This is a genomic window from Candidatus Saccharibacteria bacterium (assembly GCA_016191105.1).
Taxonomy (GTDB): Bacteria; Patescibacteriota; Saccharimonadia; order CAILAD01; family BJGX01; genus JACPPH01.
Genome location: JACPPH010000005.1, coordinates 45,275 through 66,799 on the forward strand (window position 1 = coordinate 45,275; position 21,525 = coordinate 66,799).

The following is a 21,525-nucleotide window of genomic DNA, read 5'->3' on the forward strand; positions in this document are numbered from 1 at the left end:
AAAATTATAGATGGCAGATCAAAAACCGGTTATTGAAAAAATAAAGTTAAACCCGTTTAAGCTATTGGTTCAAAGTTGGCAGCGCTATCGCAAAGATTTTGTACGACTATGGCTAACCGCCGTAGTGGCATCTGTGCCGGCTAGCATATTAAGACTAACCGGGCAAAGTGGGACTGTTGATCTGAGCTACATTGGCAGCATGGCCGGCATTTTCATGCTAATTGCTCTGCTTTTGGTTGTATTAGAGCGTGAAACCAATGCTCGTCAATCATTGGTAGCTCTGTATAACCAAGCTAGCGGATCATTCTTGCGCTACTTGGGTCTAAGTATAATTGAGGCAGTCATCGCTGTGCCGTTAATTGTAAGTTTTGTATTGCTGGTTTTGGCGCTTGGCGTGCAATTTAGTTTTTGGCCAGCCATAGTTGTAGCAGCAGCTGTTGGACTAGGTTTTTTTGCCTATATTTTTACGCGTTTTTCGTTGAGTCCTTATTTTTTGCTAGATAGCAATATTACGGTCTGGCGCAGCTTGCGCAGTAGTTGGCGTATGACCAAAAAGCGGTTTTGGAAGATCTTGGGTGGCTATGTGGTGATCCTGCTGATTGTAATAACTATTAGCAGTGGCACTGTTCAGCTACTAAACATGGTGCCACTATTTCGACAAAACGATTTTGTAAATGCTATTATAAGCGGTCTTTTGGCAAGCTTGTTGTTGCCATTCTTGCTGGTCTATGTAGGAAAAATCTATGACCGTGTTGCCGCCCGATAATAAACCCGCCGCCGCCAAAAGAGCCAAAAAGTTACGCGACGTAATTGACCGCTATCGTTACGAGTATCATGTAATTGATAAGCCAAGTGTTACCGATGAGGTGTACGATTCACTTTTTAACGAGCTTAAGGGCATCGAGGCTAAGTACCCGGAGTTCATTACTCCCGACTCGCCGACCCAGCGCGTGGGCGGTAAAGCGCTAGAGAAATTCAAGAAAGTTGAACACAGGGTTCGCATGCTCAGCCTGCAAGATATTTTTAGTATCGAAGAACTGGAGGCTTGGGAAAAGCGAGTTCACAAACTTTTGGGCAAAACCGAAGTTGAATACTATGCCGAGCTAAAAATGGATGGTTTGGCTATGGCATTACAATACGAAAACGGTGTGTTTACACGCGCCATCACCCGAGGCGATGGTGCAGTTGGCGAAGATGTAACTCACACCGTTCGCACCATTCAGACTGTGCCGCTAAAGCTTCGTAAATCCCTAAAAGCGCCAAACGAAGTTTATAACTTCTTTGAAATTCGTGGTGAAGTAATTATCCCAAAAGCTGAATTTGAGCGCATAAACACTGGGCGAGCCAAGGCCGGATTGCCGCTGTTTGCCAACCCGCGCAACGCTGGAGCTGGCACTATCCGGCAGCTAGATCCCAGCGTGGCTGCTGGCCGCAAGCTAGAATTTATAGCTTATGGCATAGAAATGGATCTGCCACAACTCAAGACTCATGCCAACGAACATACCCTTGCGCGCGAGCTGGGGTTTAAGGTAGATTCGCACGACGGAGTTTGTAAAGATTTGAAGGCTCTAGAAGGTTTTGCGAGTGAGTGGGAGGGCAAGCGAGTTGGGCTACCATTTATGGTTGATGGCCTAGTATTTACGGTTAATAGTAATGCTGCTGTCGAGCGTTTGGGCGTAGCTGGCAAGGCGCCGCGCGGGGCGGTAGCCTACAAATATCCTGGCGAAACGGCCACAACAGTGCTAGAGGACATTCGAGTAAGCATTGGCCGAACCGGGGCAGTTACGCCCTATGCGGTTCTTAAGCCAATTAAGGTGGCGGGCAGCACAGTATCGCGAGCCACCCTGCACAACGAAGACGAGATAGCTCGCAAAGATCTGCGAATAGGTGATACGGTAGTTATTCACAAGGCCGGCGATGTTATCCCTGAGATTATTGAGCCAATAGTAAAGTTGCGCACTGGCAAAGAAAAAAAGTTTGTAATGCCAGCCGAATTTAAGGGTGTAAAGATAATTCGCTCCGAAGGCGAGGCTGTGGCTCGGCTAGCCGACCTGGGTTACGGCGAAGTTAAATGGCAACAGCTAATTCACTTTGTTAGTAAGCCGGCGTTCAACATTGACGGCCTAGGCGAGAAGATATTGGCTCAACTTATGCAAGAAGGTTTGATCCAGAGTCCGGTCGATATCTTCTGGCTCACCAAAGACGACTTAGTTGGTTTGGAGCGATTTGCCGAAACCTCGGCTCAAAACTTAGTTGATTCGATTCGTGAACATTGCAAGATTAGTCTAGGGCGGTTTATTTATGCCCTGGGCATTCGCCACGTTGGAGCCAAGACCGCCAGCGACATTGCCGAACACTTTGGCAGTCTAGATGATTTTATGCAGACCAACGAGGAGCAGTTGGGAGACATAGATGGGGTTGGTGGCGTTGTGGCTGATTCCGTGGCCAACTGGTTAGCGAATAAATCCAATCAAAAATTAGTCAAAGACTTGTTAAAAGCTGGAGTCAACGTTCAAAACCAAGCCAAGTCAAAGGACGGTAGGCTAACTGGGACAGTTTGGGTGTTTACTGGCACCCTCAAAAGCATGAGCCGCGACGAGGCTGGAGCAAAAGTTGCGGCTATGGGTGCAGATGTAACTAACTCTGTTAGCAAAAACACCAGCTATGTGGTGGTTGGTGCCGAGCCGGGCAGCAAGGTGGATAAGGCTCGTAAGCTTGGTGTAAAGGTGCTTACCGAGCAAGAGTTCATAAAGCTGATCTAACACTTCCATCCATGTCGTCCCAGCCTACGAGTTCGAGTTCTGCAAGGTTTACCCTTGTGCAAGGGTAAACCTTGCACCCGTCTTAAATCGATTCTTGAAAGTGCTTAAGCTGTACAAGGCTAACCCTTGTGGCTACAATCCAGATATGCCAAGCAAAAATGTTACGAAGCAATTTGTGGAAGGCGGCTACTATCATGCCTACAACCGTGGCGTTGAAAAACGAAACATCTTTTTAGATGAAATGGACTATAGGGTTTTTATTAGCCGAATTGTTCAGATATTGAGTCCTGTAAGCCCCCAGGCAGAAACATCTATTCGCTTAAAAAATTATGTTAACGAAATTGAACTTGTGGCTTTCTGCTTAATGCCGAATCACTTTCATTTACTTATAAAACAAGTAAATCGAACTAGTATGACTGCTTTTATGCGGACACTTTGTACTAGCTATTCAATGTATTTTAACGCAAAGTATAAGCGAGTCGGGCGCTTGTTCCAAGGTTCGTATAAGGCTACCCAAATTGAATCTGGTGAATATATTACCCACCTTTCTCGCTATATACATCGCAACCCGCTTGTGCTTGGCTTCGAGCTGGAGAATTACCAATATTCTAGCTTCAATCTATTGCGGTACCCACCAAGCTGGCTCAGGCACGATATAGTTAATCAAAGCTTTCGGTCGATAGATGAATATCTGGAATTCGTATTGGATGAGTCTCAAGCCCCAGACGAAATTTTAAATCGACTAATATTGGAGGAGGTCGAAAAAATTCCTGCAAGTACTGCAAGGATTACCCTTGCATAAGGGTAATCCTTGCAGTACTTGCACTAGAAGTCTAGGGTAGAGCTTGTTTTTGTGAAATCGCCCGTGCTTTATAGGCTTATCTGAAGCTGGTATAATTATGTAGTATTTATGCCCAAATTAAGTTTATCTGAGATCCAAAAAGTTGCCCGCTTAGCGCGCATAGAACTAGCCAGCGAAGAGCTCGACAGGATGACGCTCGAAGTTGGTTCTATCTTAGAGTTCGTAGATAGTCTGCAGGCTATTAAAACCGAAGGTGTTAAACCCACCAGCCAAGTTACCGGGCTTAAAGATGTCTGGCGCGAAGATGTCGTGCAAGACTGTGAGATCCCACGTGAAGAGTTACTCAGCCAATCCCCGGCTACTCAAGATGGGTATGTTAAGGTGAAGAAAGTATTATGACAGATTTTATTGTTCGAACCCAAGCGAAAACTATGGTTTTCACCCGCCAGCCGGCAGACTCGGACGATAACGGGGTGGAATATGGCTGAGCTCGGATACCTTTCAATTAAACAGACCCACGAACTTTTGGTGAGTAAAGAAGTGTCGGCGGTTGTGCTTACCCAATATTATCTGGATCGTATTAAACAATACGATGATAAGGTTAAGGCTTGCCTATATGTCTGTGAAAAAGAAGCAATCGCTCAAGCTAAGGCTGTCGACGAAAAAATAGCTAGTGGTCAGGTAATTGGAGCGATAGAGGGAATTCCCTACACCGCCAAGGACATGTTTTTAACTACAGGCATTGTTACCACAGCAGCCAGCAAAATTCTTAAAGACTACATGCCACCGTATTCGGCAACGGTAGTCGAAAAACTGAACAAGGCTGGAGCAATCCTGCTTGCTAAGGTTAATCAAGATGAGTATGGGCATGGAGGCAGCACTGAAAACTCCGGCTATCACCCGACCCATAATCCCTGGGATCTCGAGCGAGTGCCAGGAGGGAGTTCGGGCGGCTCGGCCGCTGCAGTGGCTATGGATTTTGGAATTTTTAGCTTGGGTACAGACACTGGAGGCTCAACTCGACAGCCAGCAGCTTATTGTGGGGTGGTTGGGTATAAGCCCACCTATGGGCTGATAAGCCGCTACGGAGTAGTAGCTATGGCCTCGAGCCTAGACACAATCGGTACCTTGGCACGAAATGCCGACGATGTAGCGAGGCTGGTTGAGACCATAGCTGGTCGAGACCAACAAGATTCGACAACGATTGAATCTAACTTTAAGCTTGAAGACTTGAGTAGTGATGTCAAAATTGGAGTACTCGATTCTTATAAAGACTTAGAACAGGTAAAAAACTTCGTTGGTGCAATAAAGCCCACAGAAGAATTTACCCAGGCTGAATTTATTAATCCAGAGTTAGCTTTGGCAACCTACTATGTTTTAACTCCATCTGAGATAAGCTCGAATTTAGAGCGATACGATGGCATTCGTTATGGTCAGAGTTCGGCCAAAGCCGATGATCTGTATGAGGTTTATGCCAAAACCCGTGATGAATTTTTTGGACCCGAAGTTAAACGCCGCAATATGATTGGCACCTATGCACTATCGGCCGGCTACTACGATGCTTATTACAAAAAGGCTATGCAGGCTCGAACCCTAATATGTCAGACATTCGATAGGCTTTTTGAACAGTTTGATTTGATTGTTACACCTACTACCCTTACAGCAGCATTCAAACTAGGCGACAAGTCGGATCCGGTGGAAATGTATAAAGAAGATATTTTAACTGTCTCGGCAAACTTGGCTGGCATTCCGGCCGTAAGTATCCCAGCTGGTGTAGACTCAGAAACCGGGTTGCCCTTAGGCCTGCAAGTAATGGGTCGACAAGGTGAGGATGCGAAGGTAATATCTGCAGCCAGGGCTTTTCAGGCCAAAACAGATTGGCATAAACGGGTAGAGGGGATAAGGCTATGACACTTGTCTCGGTGATTGTTGCCATTATCGTGCTGTCTGGGCTGATGTATTTTGTTATGCGCGGTAAAGCCAGCAAGCAGAAAAAGCGGCTTAACCCAGCCATGGCCGCTAAAAAGCTGGGGTTTGCTGATAGACCCAAACTCGACGTTGCTTTAGTGCAAAATAAGTGGAGAGATATACAAGCAATGCAAAACTCTGGCCCTAGTGGGATAAAAAACGCACTTATGGAGGCTGATAAACTCTTGGATTATGTGTTACGAGCCAAGGGCTTTCGCGGCGAGACTATGGCCGACCGAATGCGCTCAGCTGGCCCTCAGTTAGGCAGCGTAACGGCTGTTTGGGCGGCCCATAAACTGCGCAATATGTTGGCTCACGAAGTTGAGCACGACATTGTGCCCAATCAAGTTAAACAAGCTGTTGCCGACTTGGGCCAGAGCATACGAGATTTAGGAGTAGGCATCTAATGCCAGACAAACCTATCCCAAGACCACCAAGCGATGAAGAAATGGGCCGAGCTGACCTGCGTATTGATCAGTCAAACCGCCAGGCTGTGGTGTTGGCTCGTATAGCAGAACTACAAAAATATGGTTTTAGCCAAGAGTTTGTAAACGATTTTAGAGCCGAAACACTGGTTGGAGCTAATGTTTCTGTAGGGGAGCGGCTTGATAGCCTAACTAGCCAAGGCTTCCACAGCCCCGTCAGCTTGATTGAAAAACAGCCCAACATACTCAAATATGCTCCAGAATCTATCCAAGGCAAACTTGATAGCCTAACTAGCCAAGGCTTCCACAGCCCCGTCAGCTTGATTGAAAAACAGCCCAGCATACTTGGTTTGGCTCCGGGAAACATTCAAAAACGAGTTGTTCTATTTTCTAAGTTAGTAGGCTTATTCAACTCACCAATTAACCCGGTTAAGCTTATGGAACAAGAAGCTGGGCTATTTTCAACAAAGATCGACAAGTTGTTAGTGTTAACCCGAATAGCTCGTAATTCCACAGCCGACGCCAGCCAGGTAGATCGCAAGCTGATCCATGATATTATGTTTGCAAACCTAGAAGATGTGTTGCTTGGTCTGGAAGATTTGGGTGAAGAGCAGCAAAACGCCAACCCCAACTATACTATTCAGCAATTACTGGCCAGGGCTAAAGAAATTAAAAAGCAAAGTCTGGGTAAAAACACCAAACGAGCCAGGATAGAGCGGGCTGCAGAGCTCGATCCAAAGGTGAAGGCTCGATACTTTAAAGGCTATCCATTAAAATCTGCTTTGGAGCAAAAGGATGAGTAAGCAATATACTCCTACCATTGGTGTAGAGATACACGTTCAGCTAGCCACCAAGAGCAAAATGTTTTGCGCTTGCAACAACGACAGCCGACAGGCCGAGCCAAACACCAATGTTTGCCCAGTTTGTTTGGGCTTGCCCGGCACATTGCCAGTTATTAACAAAGGTGCTGTTGAGAAAGCCATAATCCTAGGAACTGGCCTAAATGCTAAAGTTGCCACAAACACTAGCTTTGACAGAAAAAACTATTTTTATCCCGATTCGCCCAAAGGCTACCAAATCACTCAAATGGACGAGCCGATTGTTCAGTCGGGATATGTAGAGATATTGGTAGGCGACGAATTTAAAAAGGTTGGTGTCCATCACGCTCACTTAGAAGAAGATGCTGGCAAGCTAACTCATCCGGCTGGGGCCGACTATAGCTTGGTAGACTTCAATCGTGCTGGCACGCCGCTTGTCGAAATCGTATCTGAACCCGATATGCATTCTCCCGAAGAGGCCAAACGCTATCTGCAAGAAGTTTACAATATAACTACAACTCTAGGAGTGAGTGATGGCGATATGCAGCACGGTAATTTTAAGTTTGATCTTAATGTATCGGTAAGCTCCGATGACAATTTGGGTACCAAGGTCGAATTGAAAAATCTTAACTCGTTTCGCAATGCCGAGCGAGCATTAACCTATGAAATCAAGCGCCAAGTCGAGCTTCTAGAACACAGCCAAGCAGTAGAACAAGAAACCCGCGGTTGGAACGACGGTAAGGCCAAAACCTTCTCGCAACGCAGCAAAGAAGAAGCTAACGACTATCGTTATTTTCCGGAGCCTGATTTGCCGCCTCTGGTTTTGACTGGCGAAATTGTGGAACCGATCCAAAGCCAACTAGCTGGCCAGGCTATGCCTATAGAGGTTCGCAAGCAACTGAAGGATTTGGGCTTAAACATCGACGAGCAAGATGTTTTGATTGGCCAGGCCAAAACTCGAGACATTTTCTTTAGTGCCTCCACAACACTCAACGATCAAAAGCTAACTAAAAAAGCAGTTAACTGGCTAGTTGGTGATTATCAAGCTTGGATAAAAGAAAACGACATAAGCGAATCCAAGCTGACAGGTGCGAATTTAGCTAATTTGATCAAGGAAGTTGACAACGGCACTATCAACAATACAAAAGCAAAGGAGCTTTTCGTTGAAGTTGTTAGTAATGGTAAGCCTCTCGAGATCAAAACTAGTGACCTTATCGATGTTTCAGACTTGGAGCTCGAAGTAGTTGCCCAGAAAATAGTAGCCGAAAATCCCAAGGCTGTAGAAGATTTTAGATCTGGCAATCAAAAAGCGCTTGGATTCTTTTTGGGCGCACTCATGCGCGAAACCCGCGGCCAAGCCAACCCTACCAAGGCCAATCAAATTATGCTTAAATTATTAAAAGGCGATTAGTACATGCAAAATATAGGCACAGATTTTTTAAATAGCTTTAAGAGCGTGGGCACTAGCTTTAACTCAGTAATCCCAAATCTACCCAAGGCCATTATTATTGCCATAATTGGCTACGTTGTAATGAGGGTTGTGGCTGTCATTTTGCGCCAGCTAATACGATGGACGCATTGGCCAATAGGCTTGCAAGAAATTATGAACACAGTAGTTCGGATTGCACTGTGGTTGTTTTTGATTATAACAATTTTACAGATTTTGGGGCTTAGTAGCATTGCCCTGGCTATTACCGGCTCGTTTGCAGTCTTGCTGCTTGGCTTTTCGCAGGGCATTTCGGCCACCGTGAGTGATTTAGTGGCCGGGTTGCAACTCAGTAGTGACAAGGATTTTAAGGTCGGTTACCGCATTAAGGCTGGTGATCAGCAAACAGCAGGTATTGTGCGCGAGATGGATATCAAAAAAACTAGGATCGAAGATGATGACGGTAATTTGCATGTTATACCCAATGCCGTGATAGACAAAAACGAGTGGACAGTGCTGGAGCGGCACGTGCATAGCTCAATGCCGAGTAGTATAATGAAGCGGACAGCCAAGGCGGCTGACAAAATTAAGCAGAAAGTGAGAAAGAAATGAATATTTTAGTAATCGCACTTTTGGTAGTAATGTCGATCGCGCTAATTATTTTAATAACCTATACCGTAATATTTTTGGTGGTGCTGGTGAAAGCTCTCAAACAAGTACGCCTAGCAGCTCAAAAAGTTCAGGACAGTGCTGAACAGGCCAGTGATTTGGTCGACGAGGTTCGTCGCACCGTTGTAAATCCAGGAGTAGTCGCCATGATGATCGAAAAATACCTAACCAAATTTAGGCACAGCAGCAAAAGGAAGAAAGACGATGAGTAAGAACAAAGGCTTTTTAAAAGGAGCGATAGTTGGCGGCATTGTGGCCGGTGTAGCTGCGTTGTTGTATGCACCCAAAAGCGGTAAAGAAACCCGCGCCGAACTCAAAAAAAAGTTAGACGACACTCACAAAGATCTAAGCGCAATGGTAGCCGAAGCCAAAAAGTCCGGCTCCACTGAGGCCAAAAAGTTAGCCGAGAGGGGTGATCAAATGTTAACCCAGTTAGCCAACCGAAGTGGTGATTTGGGCAAGAGTACCAAAAAAGTTAGCAAAGTCGCAACCGATGAAAGTAAGCTATTGGTTCATCGCGCCTCAGAGCTAATGGCTGAGATATCAAAGTCAACCAAAAAAGTTATTCGCCAGGGTCAAAGAGAATACAACAAGATTCAAAAAAAGAATCAGGCCAACAAAGCCAAGCCTAATACTGGCAAGTAATGTCCAACAAGACCAACGAGCCAAGAAATCAGGAAGTTAAGCTTCAAAATAGTTTGGCGTTTGATCAGATTGCCGAGCTGTTACACAACAAACGCAAGCTATTCTGGCTTAATGTTAAAACCGGCTTTGTACGTGGCTTCGCCGGCGTATTAGGGGCTGCTCTAGCCATAGTTGTTATTGGGTTCTTGGTGTCGGCCTTGGGTGGATTGCCGGTAATTGGGCAGTTTTTGCATACTTTGAATGCAGCTACAACTAAATAACTAGCCTAAATACTTAGTTTTGGGGTAGGTGCTAAGGCTAGCTACCGATCCGTAGGTTTTCTCTCCTACGGATCGGTTATTGGGCGGGTCTTTTTGGTGTCAACCAGCTCGAGCGTGCACCCAGGACAGGCTGTGATGCTGCCGCCCGAGCTCCCTTAAGTAATCCTGGTGGATCCTAATGAGCAGTCCGCGAGCCACCTCCTCGGACTCGCCACCGATCTCGCGGAGTGTTCGACGGCCACCTTGGCGGTGGAACACAACCCCGCAGTCAATCTGAGGGTCGGGATCGAAGAAGCTGATGGTCTCGATGATCGTATGGGCCATCGAAGTACGTACAACGACCTCAATATCCCACTCACCAACACGGAATCTGGATTCGTAAACACGACCATCTTCTTTGTCGGTCTTGCGAATGGGCCGGCCGGCACCAGAGACCAGCGTTTCGAGAAGCGCCGTACACTTTTCGGTTGTCAACTTGGTAGGCATAAAATCTCCTTATTGAGTAGCCTTGCCTTTCAAAGTAGCAGCATTATAGTACAAAAATCGGAGTTTATCAACTACCAATCGGCATGAGCAGTTTGCTATAATAAATCTCTAAGGGGAAAAATGGCGGATAGCAACAAAGAGGCCAATGGAGTTATGCAAAAGGCTCGGCAAGCACCGGGCTTTGTGGATTTTGTGCACTTGCACAACCACACCCACTACAGTTTGCTCGACGGCCTACAGAAGATACCAGGTTTAATAGACAGGGTAGAGGCCATGGGGCAGCAAGCGGTAGCCATCACCGACCACGGCACGCTGTCGGGCGCAATTGAGTTTTACAAGTCCTGCACGGAGCGCGGCATAAAACCAATCATTGGTATCGAAACCTATGTTGCTCCGCGCAGCTATAAGGACAAAAATAGTGCCGAAGATCGCAACCCTTTTCACCTAATTTTGTTAGCCAAAAATAACATCGGCTACCAAAACCTAATGAAGTTAAGTACCATTGCCAACTTAGATGGGTTTTACTATAAGCCACGCATCGACCACGAGCTCCTAGAAAAATATCATGAGGGGCTAATTTGTCTTTCTGGCTGCATTGGTGGTGAGGTCGGCACTTATATATTGAATGATGAATATGATCGAGCTGTAGAAACAGCCAAGCTGTACAAGCAGATTATGGGGTCAGATAATTATTACCTCGAAATGCAACCGCACACAGAGTGGGAGCCACAACAAAAGGTCAACACGGCATTGCGCCAGATTTCCAAGGAGCTCAATATACCACTAGTGGTAACCGGCGACGCCCACTATACGCTTGCCGACGATCACTATCCGCATGACATTTTACTGTGTGTGCAAACTGGCAGCACCGTCGAGGATCCCAATCGCATGAAGCTCGAGCAAGATCTAAGTGTTAATGACGGCGAATCTTTTATGGCCAAGTTTAAAGATACCCCCGAGGCTATTTATAACACTGTCAAGATTGCCAAAATGTGTAATATAAGCATAGAAATGGGCAAGATCTTGATACCAAAATTCGATGTACCTGAGGGCGAGACCGAAAAAAGTTACTTACGCAAACTGGTATTTAGAGGCGCCGCCAATCGCTATACCGATACTCCCAAGGAAGATTTACCCGGCTTAAGTGAGGGGCAGGTAAAGGCCAAGCTGCCGGCTGAAGTTTTAGAAAGAATCGATTTTGAATTAGGTGTAATTGGCGACATGGGCTACGAAGGCTACATGCTAATCGTGGCAGATCTTATAAACTGGAGTAAAAATCAGGGTATTGTGTGCGGACCTGGACGCGGATCAGCCGCCGGTAGCATAATTGCCTATGTTACTAACATTACTGAGTTAGACCCACTTAAATACGATCTATTGTTTGAGCGGTTCTTAAACCCCGACCGCATTAGTATGCCCGATATCGATATGGACTACGCCGATGACCGGCGTGAGGAGGTGATTCAATATGCCACCGAAAAATACGGTCAAGAGAGGGTGGCTCAGATTATTACCTTTGGAATCATGGCAGCTCGTAACGCTGTGCGCGATACTGGCCGGGTTTTAGGCATGCCCTATGGCGAAGTCGATGCTATTGCCAAGTTAATACCGGCACCCATACAAGGCCGACATATTCCGCTGGCCAAATCAATTGTCGACAATGCCGAGCTTAAGAAAGAATACGACTCGAATCCCAGAGCCAAGGAGTTGATAGATGTGGCGGTTCGGCTCGAGGGCACAATCCGCAATGCTGGCACCCATGCCGCCGGCGTAGTGATCGCCCCCGAGAACCTGGTGGAATACGTGCCACTAACTAGAGCCAGTAAGGGCGGTGTGGCCACCCAATACACCATGTTTCCGATCGAAGACCTGGGCTTGTTAAAGTTTGATTTCTTGGGCTTAAGCAACTTAACTATCATCAAAAATGCTCTGCGCATAATTCGCAAGGTTTACGACAAAGAAATCGATGTTACCGAGATCCCGGTCGATGACCCCAAAACCTTTGAATTATTAAGTAGTGGTGATACCACCGGCGTATTTCAACTTGAGTCGGCAGGCATGAAGCGCTACTTAAAAGAACTTAAACCGACTGTGTTTGAAGACATTATTGCTATGGTGGCGCTGTATCGCCCTGGGCCCATGCAATGGATCGATGATTTTATTAACCGCAAACACAACCCAGAGCTGGTACAGTTCGATCACCCTAAAATGGAAAACGCCCTTTCTAACACCTATGGCGTGATTGTGTATCAAGAACAGGTTATGCAGCTAGCCAAGGATCTCTCGGGCTTTACCGGTGGTCAGGCCGACACTCTGCGTAAGGGTATTGGTAAAAAGATTCCAGAGGTTTTGGCCAAGATGAAAAAAGACTTTATTGAGGGTGCCATTAAAACTAGCAATGTCGATAGGCAATTCGTGGAAAAGCTCTGGAGGAGCCTCGAAGACTTTGCGGCCTATTGTTTTAACAAGTGTCACTCGGCCTGCTATGCGCTGATTGCTGTTCAAACCGCCTGGCTCAAAGCCCATTACCCGGTGGCCTTTATGGCGGCGCTGCTAACTAGTGATCACGAAAACTTAGATCGTATAGCTATCGAGGTGGCCGAGTGCCGCAAGATGGGAATCGAGGTATTGCCGCCCGATGTCAATGAATCATTCTCAGAGTTTGCGGTGGTGCCAGAGAGTGAGAACATTCGTTTTGGACTGGGTGCGGTTAAGAACGTGGGACTGGGCCCGGTCGAAAAGATACTCGAGGCTAGAAGCAAAGATGGCAAGTTCAAAAGCCTAGAAGATTTTTGCCAGCGCGTTGATGCCACAGTTATTAACAAAAAAGTTATGGAGTCGCTCATTAAGTGCGGGGCCTTTGACTCTATGGGTGATCGCGACACTATGCTGCATAATGTCGACAAGATTATCACTTACGCAGCTCGGGCTCAAAAAAACGCCTTAAGTGGCCAGATCGATATATTTGGCGCCCTAAATATGCACGAAGAGGTGCCGCCGTTGCATTTGGACACACCTACCGAGAAGGCCGATTCGCGCCAGCACCTTATGTGGGAGAGAGAATTGCTAGGTCTTTACCTTAGTTCGCATCCGCTCGATGATTACAAAAACTATCTACTAACCAAAACAGCCAGCATGGCCGAGTTTACAAAGAATGACGACGGCAAGGTTGTAACGGTTGGCGGCATTATTACTAGTTTACGGAAAATATTTACCCGCAATAACGACCCCATGGCTTTTTTGCAGTTAGAAACATTGGCGGGTGATGTTGAGGTGATTGTGTTTCCAAGAACTTTCGAAAAAGCCCAGGCCCTGCTAGTACCCGACAATGTAGTTGAGATTACTGGCAAGATCAATGCTCGAGGTCGTGACGGCAAGAGCACCGAGGAGCTCAAGGTTATGGCCGACAAGTTTAAGTTGATAGATCACGAGATTGCCAAAAAAATCCCAGCTCCGGCCGAAAAGCCAGAGGAGATCGAGAAGGCCAAAACCTCGCCCCAGTATGGTAGTGTCGAGATCCGGCTGCGCTCCAGCTCCGACACTGAGCAGCTACTTAAGATTAAGGGCATTATTGATAAATTCCCCGGTACCACACCGGTTGTGTTGTACTTCGAAAATAGCCAGCAAAAGCTCAAACTCAATCAAGGTATAGATGCCCTGGGAGACTTTTTTACCGAACTTTATAAGGTTGTAGAATCTGAGAACGTAGTGCCGATCGAAAAGCAGGCGGCTGTAGCTTCGTAACTGAAAGACCCCCGAAGGGGCCCTTCAGGGGTTTGAGGTGAGTGGTCAGCTGCTAACAGATCCAGCGTCTCACGATGAGCAGGACCAGGCGAGCGATCAGGAAGGGCAGCCAGAAGCCGCCAACCAGTAGGCGTTCGCCAATTTCTGGTTCGTACTTCCAAGCTCCTTGGACGAGCCAGAGCCATGCGAATCCGAACACAGCACCAATCAGGTACAGAACCAGGATCCATTCCCACCAGATCATGTGGTTGCTTTTCTTCTGTGCCCAGTCAGTAGCTCCCGGCCGACCGGTGTGATGGTGTAGAACTCGCGCTCCACCACGTCTTCTGGGTGCGTTGCTGGTCTGGCGTTCTTCATCTCGCTCTCGATGTAGCCAGAACTCTCGAGCTGCCACAGGATCTTGCCGAGCACCTCGTTGGCAGGTGTCCCCCAAAACGCTCTCCGGATCATGCTGGCTGTTCTTGGCCTGCCGTCTGTCAGGACACCCAACACGCCTTGCCGATACCTGTCGACCATGCCACGAGCGTATTGATCGCCAAACCACTGCCAGGCGATTGTCGTTGGTACTGACAACAAGAGGATCTTGATCCCCAGCAGCTCATCACTGCCGTAGACGAGCGTCAGCAGGACGCCGCTCCTTGATAGATAGTGGGTGGGTGCGACTTTCGCGATCATTATACAGGTGCTTGAAATTAATTACCAGATGTGCTAAAATTTTGTGGTTATGAACAAACTAGCTAGCATAGAAAAAGCCCAATTAAAGACCAAATTGCCCAGTGTGCGTGTAGGCGACACCGTGCGTGTACACCAGCTAATTCGCGAAGGCAACAAGCAACGGGTGCAGGTATTCGAAGGTTTGGCAATTCGTTACCGAAAAGTCAACAGCCTGCAAGCTTTTATTACTGTTCGCAAAATTGCTAGCGGCATAGGTGTTGAAAAAAGTTGGTTTGTGCACAGTCCTAATGTTCAAAAAATCGAAGTTGTTAAGCGCAGCAAGGTGCGCCGAGCAGTCTTAAGCTATATGCGCGAACGCCGTGGCAAATCGGCCCGCATGAGTGAGCTCGAGTTTGATAAAGCCGGCACCAACGAGGCCGATACTCGCACGGCTGCTCAAATTGCCGCCGAAGAACAAGCCAATTCGCTGGCCAGCGAAGCCGAAACCGAAGCCAAGCTCGATGGTGATGCTAAAGGAAAAGATGATGCTTTAAATCAAGCCGACACCGAAAGCTTAGACCAGGAGGTTAAGCAAGAAGATAAGGCTGCCAGTAAAGACGATCCTTCGGGAGCCGACGATGCCGTGCGAAAAGGTGCCACTCAAGAAGAGAAAGTTCAAGCCGATGGTGATGACGAGGCTCAAACCCCAGCCGAAGAAGTCCAAGAGGGCCTAGATAAAGCCCAAACTCAAGAAGACAAAGGCAAATAATAGATACAGCAATTTGTAAAAAGGCTCTACGGAGCCTTTTTTGATATACTTCAAATAATGATTGTTGAAAAGAAAATATTACCAGAATATTTTGAGCTAGTTAAAAGTGGCAAGAAGATGTATGACTTTCGGTTGGCAGACTTTGACATTAATCCTGGCGACACACTCATTCTTAAAGAATGGGATGAAACTAAGAAGACCTTTACGGGCCGTGAAGTAAAAAAGCAGGTTTCCTATGTTGGCAAGACAAAAGGGGACACTACTTGGACACAAAAGGAGATTGATAAATACGGATATCAGATAATCAGCTTTAAATAAGGTATAATTCAGTGCATGAGGGTGAGTGCAGGATATTCTATGGAAAAAGCAATGCAGGCAAAAGGCAGCTTACTGGTTTGCGGTATCGACGAGGTCGGCCGTGGCTGTTTGGCTGGCCCATTGGTGGCCGCAGCTGTGGTGTTGCCGGCAGGTTGTGAGCTCGAACTATACGACTCTAAAATGCTCTCACCAATTGAGCGCTTGCAGCTCGCTAACTTGGTGTCTGAAGAGGCAATTGCTGCCGGTACTGGTTGGGTTAAGAATACCGAAATCGATGAGCACGGCATGGCTTGGGCATTGCGCGAGGCCTACGAGCGAGCCCTCGAAGATATGGAATGCGAGGTAAGCCAGATATTTTTGGATGGCAATTATAACTACCTGGCCGATTACGAAATTTGCGAGACTTGCATTAAGGGCGATCAAAAAATCGCCTGTGTGGCTGCAGCTAGTATATTGGCCAAAGTGCAGCGCGATAGATTTATGATTGAGCTGGCCGGCCAATATCCAGAATATGGGTTTGAGACCAATGTGGGCTACGGCACCAAAAAACACAGGAATGCGGTTGAAGCCAAAGGCCTAACCGACCTACATCGTAAAAGTTTCTGCCGCTCTATTGTTCGGGCGTAGCGAGAACTACGGGCTAGTTCTCATTGCATTCGAACAATAAATATTGTAAAATAGCGCTGCATATCGGGGAACACGCCTCGGTATTAGTTTCGCCGCTGGAGGCAGAAATGAGAGATGAACGAAGATTCACCCGCTTTGAAGAGGCACAGCAGGTCGTGCGACTTGCCCCCGTCGTGCCAAGAGCTATGCCGCGCTCGAAGAGAGAGGCGGTCTGGCGGCTCTTCACCGATGTGCTCGAGTCGGACGAAGGAAGCGAGGTGGATCGCGCCAACTTCCGAGAGCAGGTTCGCATGCTCGAAGAGTACGAAGAGACTCTTGGGCAGAGCTTCTCCCCTGCCCCCGTACAAGCAGATCCGCGCGATGGGCTTCTCACGACCGAGCAGTCGGTTCACGCCCGCCCAGGGAGGATCGAAGACGGCCCGCCCGTTGCCGGGCCATCAATCGGCCGCGCGCCATACTCGGGCTGATCTGTGCCCAACCCCCTGCGGCCAAGCGCCCCGACCATCAAGGTCGGGGCGGCTGCATTTTAAGCGGCTTATGCTCGCATAAAAACCCAGACATTATTAGTATTAGGGCATGAAGAATACCACTAAAGTTGGTAATAAGGGAGAGACACTAGCCTGTGAATTCTTGACTAAGAATAAGTATCGAATTATCGAGCGCAATTATCGCGATCGGTTTTGCGAGATCGACGTAATTGCCATCAAGAAGAAAGAAATCGCATTTGTTGAGGTAAAATATAGATCTCGCACAGATTTTGGCGGGGCGGTGGGCTCAATCACGCCAGACAAGTTTAATCGAATGCAAACTTCGGCTGAATATTGGTTAAGTACCCACCCTAGATTCAGTCACATGCAGCCGAGTTTAGACGTAGTAACTATTGAAGGCTCCGGCGAGCCCGCAATTGAGCACTTAAAAAGCGTGTTTTTGTAGTCCTTCCGTAATCCTCGAGTCGAAGCGACGCATTCGACACCGGGGATCCGGGGTGGATTCCCTGCCCGAATTCGATCGAGATCGATTCGATAGGGAATGACTATTTAGTGTTTTTGTAAAAAAGTCCGTTAGCACTCTTGACAGGCGAGTGCTAAATCCGCTAGAATCGTAAGTATACTCAGGTACGAAGTGATGGAAGTCGGAGCAAGTTGTTGCCGGCTTTTTTTAAACCCTCCTAACGCACATCTACAGCGAAATACTTTGTTAAAAGCTCCGGTGCGCCCTCGGCGTAGGTAATCTACGTCTCGGTTTGCTCCTCGCTCTTGCCTCGTATTTCATCTGCAGCTGAACGTTAGGACAACAAGCAAATGAAAGGATAGAAAAACATGAACAACCAATTTGTATTGGCAATCGAGCAGATTTGCGAAGAAAAGGGTATAAGTAAAGACATGGTAATCGAGGCCATCGAGGCTGCCTTGGCTGCTGCATACAAAAAGGACTTTGGTGATCGCGACCAAGAGGTGCGCGTAGTGCTCGACAGCGGTAGTGGTGCCATGCGAATTTTTGTAACCAAAGAGGTTGCAAAAGAGGTTGAGAACGACCATCTTCAGATTAGTCTAGACGAAGCCAAGAAAGTTGATTCAGACGCCAAGCTCGAAGGCACGGTCGAGATTGAAGTCGATGACAAAGACTTTGGCCGCGTGGCCGCTCAAACTGCCAAGCAGGTAATAGTGCAGCGCATTCGCGAGGCCGAGCGCGATGTAATCTTTAATGAGTTCGAAGACAAAGAGGGCACCATTATTAATACTGTGGTGCAACGAGCCGAGAATGGCAATGTCTATGTCGACTTGGGTCGAGCCGTGGGTATAATGTTCCCGAACGATCAGATTGATAGCGAAAAGTATTATCCAGGCCAGCGCATAAAAGTTTATGTGGTGCGAGTCGAACAAACTCAAAAAGGTCCACAGATTGTAGTTAGCCGAACTCACCCCGACATGATCCGCAAACTGTTCGAGATGGAAGTGCCCGAAATCGCGGCCGGCACGGTTGAGATTGCCGGTATTGCCCGCGAGGCTGGTATGCGCACCAAGATAGCTGTAAAGAGTAATGCTGAGGGTGTGGATCCAGTTGGCACCTTTGTGGGTGGCCGTGGTACTCGCGTTCAGGCGGTGATGGCTGACTTGGGCGAAGAAAAAATCGACATTATTGCTTATAGTGAGGATCCTGCAGTATACATTACCAACGCGCTTAGTCCCACCAAAGTTATAAGCGTAAAGACCGACGATGATAGCAAAAAAGCTTTGGTAAAGGTTCCGGAAGATCAGCTGAGCTTAGCGATCGGTAAGGCCGGACAAAATGTGCGCTTGGCTGCTAAACTAACCGGCTGGAATGTCGATATCGATGGTGCCGACGAGGCCGGCGTAGAGGCTACAGCCGAAGCCACCGAAGATCAAGACCAGCCCAAGCCTAAGCGCACTGGTGATCTCGAAGAATCGCTAATTGCTAGTCTAGCCGGTGATGAAAAAGACAAGGCCGCAGAAGAGCCAAAAGAAACTACTGAAGACAAAACAAGTGCAAAATCCGACAAAGCCGAAGAAAAAGCAGAAAAAACCGACAAGCCCAAAACCACCGAAGAAAAGTAGTTTTTGAAACTCCAGTAATCTCGCACCCTAGCCCGCAAACAAAATATTCGAATTTAGCTTAAAAAACAGATTGTAAGTGGTAAGATATAGAAAGGATAAGAAGTATGCAAGATAATTTCCCTAGCCAGTTTGATCGGTTTACTCAAAACGCTAAAAAAAGCTTAGAAAACGCCGGCGCGCTAGCCCTTAGTATGGGCTCGCACTATGTTGGTACCGAACACTTGCTGTTGGGCATTTTGCGCACCAACACATCTTTGGGAGCGCGCATGCTCTCAGACATGGGTGTAAGCTTAGACAAAATCAAGCTCGATACGTTCAGTAGCGTGTCTAGTACCACGCCACAGTTAATTGATTTAAGCGAAACCGCCAAAAAGACCCTGGCTCTGGCTCTGCGAGTGGCTCAGCAGTTTAATCACCCCTATGCTGGCACTGAGCACCTCCTGTACGCGCTGGTTAGCCAAAAAAACTCCCGGGCCAACACAATTTTGCGCGAGATCAGCATTAATCCTAACGATATTCGAGCCGAGGTAGAGAACTATCTAAGCTCACAGACTTACCAACAAGAAGATGGCCGGCCTACTGCTACAACTGGGGCTAAAACCAACACCAAAACCCCAGCGCTTGATCATTTTGCGATTGATTTAACTCAAAAAGCCCGCGACGACAAGCTCGATCCTATGATAGGTCGCGAAAACCAGTTAGAGCGAATGATCTCAATTTTGAATCGCCGTACCAAAAACAATCCGGTTCTAATAGGCGAGCCAGGTGTAGGCAAAACCGCTATTGTTGAAGGGCTGGCCAAGCGAATTGTTGATGAGCAGGTGCCCGACATGCTGTTGGGTAAGCGCATTATGATGCTCGACATGGCTTCTATAATTGCTGGCACCAAATTTCGCGGTGAATTTGAAGAGCGGCTCAAGAAGGTAATCGACGAGGCTACCTCCGACGAAACGGTCGTATTATTTATTGATGAGTTGCATAACGTTGTAGGTGCTGGTTCGGCCGAAGGGGCAATAGACGCTGCCAACATATTAAAGCCGGCTCTAGCTCGGGGCGAGGTTCAAACCATTGGCGCCACCACGCTCGACGAGTATCGTAAATATATCGAGAAAGATAGTGCCTTGGAGCGCCGATTCCAACCGGTGGTTGTGCCCGAGGCCACGCTCGAAGAAACCATTGCGGTACTTGAAGGTTTGCGACCGCGCTACGAAGAGTTTCACCAAGTTAAAATTAGCGATGAGGCTATTAAACAAGCGGCTGAGCTGGCCAAACGCTATATTTCCGACCGGTTCTTGCCCGATAAGGCTATCGACCTAGTCGACGAGGCCTCGGCTCAAGCTCGCATTAAGCGCGGTACCAGCACCAAAAAAGACAAAGGCTTAGATGGCAAGTTAAGTGATGTTATGAGCAAAATCGATGACGCCGTATACAACCAAGATTTCGAATATGCCGCCAAACTCAAGGCCGAGGCCAGTCTGCTCGAGCAAAAGATCAATAAAGCTACTGCTACTCTCAATAAAGCCAGCGTAACAGTTACGGCCGAAGATGTGGCCGCAGTTATTTCTCAGAGCACCGGTATTCCAATTACCAAACTTATTAAGTTCGAAACCGAGGCTTTGCGCAAGCTCGAAGCCAATCTAAAAGCTAATGTGATTGGCCAAGATGAGGCCGTCGAAGCCGTTGCCAAGGCCATTCGCCGCTCGCGCACCGGCATCGCCGACGCCAACCGACCAATCGGTAGCTTCATATTCCTAGGGCCCACAGGCGTGGGTAAAACCGAGCTAGCCCGAGTTTTGGCCGAAGAGTTGTTCCACGATAAAGATGCCATGATTAAGGTCGATATGAGTGAATTCATGGAAAAGCACAATGTGTCTAGGCTGGTGGGCGCACCAGCTGGTTATGTGGGTTACGACGAGGGCGGCCAACTAACCGAAAAAGTTCGGCGCAAACCTTACAGCCTAATTCTGTTCGACGAGATCGAAAAAGCTCACCCCGATGTGTTTAACATGCTGCTGCAGATACTAGAAGATGGCCAGCTGACAGACGCCAAAGGCCGCAAGGTGGATTTTCGCAACACCATCATAATCATGACCAGCAACGTTGGTGCCAAGCAATTACACGAAGAGGCTCGCATTGGTTTTGCTACCGATACCATTGCCGAAGAAAAGAAGCTCGAGAAGTTTCATGAGCACATGCAAAAGACCATTAAGCAAGAGCTAAAGAAAAGTTTCCGACCGGAGTTCTTAAACCGCATCGATCACATTGTGATCTTTAAGGCTCTAAGTAAACTCGACATTCGTAAGATTATAGACCTGCAGCTCAACGACCTGCGAGCTCGCCTAGAATCTAAAGAGGTTAGTGCTAAATTCAGCGAGCCTCTTAAAAAGCTCCTTCTTAAAGAGGGCTACGATGCCGAAAACGGTGCCCGCCCCATGCGCCGAGCGATTCAAAGACTCATCGAAGACCGCATTGCTACCGAGATGATAGAAGGCTTTATTAAGCCGGGCGATACCGTGGCCCTCTCGGCCAAAGGCGACGAAGTCGAACTCAAAGTCGCTGCTGGCGTATAATAGCAA

The 21,525-nt window shown here is 47.5% G+C and carries 22 protein-coding genes; 19 read left to right on the top strand and 3 right to left on the bottom strand.

Translation table 11 applies throughout. The annotated features are described in order from the left end of the window. Nucleotides 1-10: 10 nt before the first annotated feature. The 12 genes from HYX70_02820 (at nucleotide 11) to HYX70_02875 (ending at nucleotide 9,775) form a co-directional block, all read left to right on the top strand. On the top strand, nucleotides 11-766 hold the full coding sequence (locus HYX70_02820) for a hypothetical protein (GenBank protein MBI2798208.1): 756 nt from the start codon (nucleotides 11-13) through the stop codon (nucleotides 764-766). Beyond that, nucleotides 744-2,762, top strand: a complete 2,019-nt coding sequence (gene ligA, locus HYX70_02825; GenBank protein MBI2798209.1) for an NAD-dependent DNA ligase LigA — start codon at nucleotides 744-746, stop codon at nucleotides 2,760-2,762. The genes HYX70_02820 and ligA overlap by 23 nt, the downstream gene beginning before the upstream one ends. Before the next feature lie 145 nt (nucleotides 2,763-2,907). Then, a complete protein-coding gene (locus HYX70_02830) occupies nucleotides 2,908-3,564 on the top strand; it encodes a transposase (GenBank protein ID MBI2798210.1) in 657 nt (218 codons plus the stop codon). Between the two features lie 108 nt (nucleotides 3,565-3,672). Further along, nucleotides 3,673-3,963, top strand: a complete 291-nt coding sequence (gene gatC, locus HYX70_02835) for an Asp-tRNA(Asn)/Glu-tRNA(Gln) amidotransferase subunit GatC (protein ID MBI2798211.1) — start codon at nucleotides 3,673-3,675, stop codon at nucleotides 3,961-3,963. A gap of 81 nt (nucleotides 3,964-4,044) precedes the next feature. After that, entirely contained in the window at nucleotides 4,045-5,475 is a 1,431-nt protein-coding gene (gatA, locus tag HYX70_02840; GenBank protein MBI2798212.1) for an Asp-tRNA(Asn)/Glu-tRNA(Gln) amidotransferase subunit GatA, read from the top strand. Further along, nucleotides 5,472-5,939 carry a hypothetical protein gene (locus tag HYX70_02845; protein ID MBI2798213.1) on the top strand — a complete coding sequence of 156 codons (468 nt, stop codon included), beginning with the start codon at nucleotides 5,472-5,474 and terminating at the stop codon, nucleotides 5,937-5,939. The genes gatA and HYX70_02845 overlap by 4 nt, the downstream gene beginning before the upstream one ends. After that, nucleotides 5,939-6,760 (top strand): hypothetical protein, encoded by an 822-nt coding sequence (locus HYX70_02850; protein MBI2798214.1) that lies wholly within the window; start codon nucleotides 5,939-5,941, stop codon nucleotides 6,758-6,760. The genes HYX70_02845 and HYX70_02850 overlap by 1 nt, the downstream gene beginning before the upstream one ends. Beyond that, complete coding sequence (gatB, locus tag HYX70_02855; GenBank protein MBI2798215.1) at nucleotides 6,753-8,186, top strand: Asp-tRNA(Asn)/Glu-tRNA(Gln) amidotransferase subunit GatB; 1,434 nt, start codon at nucleotides 6,753-6,755, stop codon at nucleotides 8,184-8,186. The genes HYX70_02850 and gatB overlap by 8 nt, the downstream gene beginning before the upstream one ends. A gap of 3 nt (nucleotides 8,187-8,189) precedes the next feature. Further along, a complete protein-coding gene (locus HYX70_02860) occupies nucleotides 8,190-8,813 on the top strand; it encodes a mechanosensitive ion channel (protein ID MBI2798216.1) in 624 nt (207 codons plus the stop codon). After that, entirely contained in the window at nucleotides 8,810-9,082 is a 273-nt protein-coding gene (locus HYX70_02865; protein MBI2798217.1) for a hypothetical protein, read from the top strand. The genes HYX70_02860 and HYX70_02865 overlap by 4 nt, the downstream gene beginning before the upstream one ends. After that, entirely contained in the window at nucleotides 9,075-9,515 is a 441-nt protein-coding gene (locus HYX70_02870) for a YtxH domain-containing protein (GenBank protein MBI2798218.1), read from the top strand. The genes HYX70_02865 and HYX70_02870 overlap by 8 nt, the downstream gene beginning before the upstream one ends. Beyond that, on the top strand, nucleotides 9,515-9,775 hold the full coding sequence (locus HYX70_02875) for a hypothetical protein (GenBank protein MBI2798219.1): 261 nt from the start codon (nucleotides 9,515-9,517) through the stop codon (nucleotides 9,773-9,775). Before HYX70_02870 ends, HYX70_02875 begins: the two co-directional genes overlap by 1 nt. A gap of 99 nt (nucleotides 9,776-9,874) precedes the next feature. On the opposite strand, the gene HYX70_02880 is transcribed toward HYX70_02875, so the two are convergent. Next, entirely contained in the window at nucleotides 9,875-10,261 is a 387-nt protein-coding gene (locus HYX70_02880) for a hypothetical protein (GenBank protein MBI2798220.1), read from the bottom strand. A 120-nt stretch (nucleotides 10,262-10,381) separates the two neighbouring features. Between HYX70_02880 and HYX70_02885 the strand changes: the two genes are divergently transcribed. Further along, complete coding sequence (locus HYX70_02885; GenBank protein MBI2798221.1) at nucleotides 10,382-14,005, top strand: DNA polymerase III subunit alpha; 3,624 nt, start codon at nucleotides 10,382-10,384, stop codon at nucleotides 14,003-14,005. Between the two features lie 52 nt (nucleotides 14,006-14,057). Here the strand turns inward: HYX70_02885 and HYX70_02890 are convergent, their stop codons facing one another. Both HYX70_02890 and HYX70_02895 read right to left on the bottom strand, forming a co-directional pair. Then, on the bottom strand, nucleotides 14,058-14,249 hold the full coding sequence (locus tag HYX70_02890) for a hypothetical protein (GenBank protein MBI2798222.1): 192 nt from the start codon (nucleotides 14,247-14,249) through the stop codon (nucleotides 14,058-14,060). Beyond that, on the bottom strand, nucleotides 14,246-14,578 hold the full coding sequence (locus tag HYX70_02895) for a hypothetical protein (protein ID MBI2798223.1): 333 nt from the start codon (nucleotides 14,576-14,578) through the stop codon (nucleotides 14,246-14,248). Before HYX70_02895 ends, HYX70_02890 begins: the two co-directional genes overlap by 4 nt. Nucleotides 14,579-14,729: 151 nt before the next feature. Here HYX70_02895 and rplS point away from each other — a divergent pair, with 151 nt between their 5' ends. The 6 genes from rplS to HYX70_02925 all read left to right on the top strand — a co-directional run bounded on the left by rplS (nucleotide 14,730) and on the right by HYX70_02925 (nucleotide 21,519). Beyond that, nucleotides 14,730-15,428 (top strand): 50S ribosomal protein L19, encoded by a 699-nt coding sequence (gene rplS / locus HYX70_02900; GenBank protein MBI2798224.1) that lies wholly within the window; start codon nucleotides 14,730-14,732, stop codon nucleotides 15,426-15,428. A gap of 57 nt (nucleotides 15,429-15,485) precedes the next feature. Beyond that, nucleotides 15,486-15,746: a DUF3850 domain-containing protein gene (locus HYX70_02905; protein ID MBI2798225.1), complete on the top strand. Its 261-nt coding sequence runs from the start codon at nucleotides 15,486-15,488 to the stop codon at nucleotides 15,744-15,746. Nucleotides 15,747-15,761: 15 nt separating this feature from the next. Continuing rightward, nucleotides 15,762-16,373, top strand: coding sequence for a ribonuclease HII (locus tag HYX70_02910; GenBank protein ID MBI2798226.1), 612 nt, complete (start codon nucleotides 15,762-15,764; stop codon nucleotides 16,371-16,373). 576 nt (nucleotides 16,374-16,949) lie between these two features. After that, complete coding sequence (locus HYX70_02915; GenBank protein ID MBI2798227.1) at nucleotides 16,950-17,306, top strand: YraN family protein; 357 nt, start codon at nucleotides 16,950-16,952, stop codon at nucleotides 17,304-17,306. Between the two features lie 386 nt (nucleotides 17,307-17,692). Further along, complete coding sequence (gene nusA / locus HYX70_02920; protein MBI2798228.1) at nucleotides 17,693-18,949, top strand: transcription termination/antitermination protein NusA; 1,257 nt, start codon at nucleotides 17,693-17,695, stop codon at nucleotides 18,947-18,949. A 104-nt stretch (nucleotides 18,950-19,053) separates the two neighbouring features. Continuing rightward, a complete protein-coding gene (locus HYX70_02925) occupies nucleotides 19,054-21,519 on the top strand; it encodes an ATP-dependent Clp protease ATP-binding subunit (protein ID MBI2798229.1) in 2,466 nt (821 codons plus the stop codon). Nucleotides 21,520-21,525: the final 6 nt, after the last annotated feature.

Bases quoted from the DNA above. Each gene is read 5' to 3' on its own strand.
- HYX70_02860 (MBI2798216.1), top strand. From the start codon at position 8,190: ATGCAAAATATAGGCACAGATTTTTTAAATAGCTTTAAGAGCGTGGGC.
- rplS (MBI2798224.1), top strand. From the start codon at position 14,730: ATGAACAAACTAGCTAGCATAGAAAAAGCCCAATTAAAGACCAAATTG.
- HYX70_02830 (MBI2798210.1), top strand. From the start codon at position 2,908: ATGCCAAGCAAAAATGTTACGAAGCAATTTGTGGAAGGCGGCTACTAT.
- HYX70_02885 (MBI2798221.1), top strand. From the start codon at position 10,382: ATGGCGGATAGCAACAAAGAGGCCAATGGAGTTATGCAAAAGGCTCGG.
- HYX70_02880 (MBI2798220.1), bottom strand. From the start codon at position 10,261: ATGCCTACCAAGTTGACAACCGAAAAGTGTACGGCGCTTCTCGAAACG.
- gatB (MBI2798215.1), top strand. From the start codon at position 6,753: ATGAGTAAGCAATATACTCCTACCATTGGTGTAGAGATACACGTTCAG.
- gatC (MBI2798211.1), top strand. From the start codon at position 3,673: ATGCCCAAATTAAGTTTATCTGAGATCCAAAAAGTTGCCCGCTTAGCG.
- HYX70_02870 (MBI2798218.1), top strand. From the start codon at position 9,075: ATGAGTAAGAACAAAGGCTTTTTAAAAGGAGCGATAGTTGGCGGCATT.
- gatA (MBI2798212.1), top strand. From the start codon at position 4,045: ATGGCTGAGCTCGGATACCTTTCAATTAAACAGACCCACGAACTTTTG.
- HYX70_02820 (MBI2798208.1), top strand. From the start codon at position 11: ATGGCAGATCAAAAACCGGTTATTGAAAAAATAAAGTTAAACCCGTTT.
- ligA (MBI2798209.1), top strand. From the start codon at position 744: ATGACCGTGTTGCCGCCCGATAATAAACCCGCCGCCGCCAAAAGAGCC.
- HYX70_02845 (MBI2798213.1), top strand. From the start codon at position 5,472: ATGACACTTGTCTCGGTGATTGTTGCCATTATCGTGCTGTCTGGGCTG.
- HYX70_02910 (MBI2798226.1), top strand. From the start codon at position 15,762: ATGAGGGTGAGTGCAGGATATTCTATGGAAAAAGCAATGCAGGCAAAA.
- HYX70_02850 (MBI2798214.1), top strand. From the start codon at position 5,939: ATGCCAGACAAACCTATCCCAAGACCACCAAGCGATGAAGAAATGGGC.
- HYX70_02925 (MBI2798229.1), top strand. From the start codon at position 19,054: ATGCAAGATAATTTCCCTAGCCAGTTTGATCGGTTTACTCAAAACGCT.
- HYX70_02905 (MBI2798225.1), top strand. From the start codon at position 15,486: ATGATTGTTGAAAAGAAAATATTACCAGAATATTTTGAGCTAGTTAAA.
- HYX70_02875 (MBI2798219.1), top strand. From the start codon at position 9,515: ATGTCCAACAAGACCAACGAGCCAAGAAATCAGGAAGTTAAGCTTCAA.
- nusA (MBI2798228.1), top strand. From the start codon at position 17,693: ATGAACAACCAATTTGTATTGGCAATCGAGCAGATTTGCGAAGAAAAG.
- HYX70_02915 (MBI2798227.1), top strand. From the start codon at position 16,950: ATGAAGAATACCACTAAAGTTGGTAATAAGGGAGAGACACTAGCCTGT.
- HYX70_02865 (MBI2798217.1), top strand. From the start codon at position 8,810: ATGAATATTTTAGTAATCGCACTTTTGGTAGTAATGTCGATCGCGCTA.
- HYX70_02890 (MBI2798222.1), bottom strand. From the start codon at position 14,249: ATGATCTGGTGGGAATGGATCCTGGTTCTGTACCTGATTGGTGCTGTG.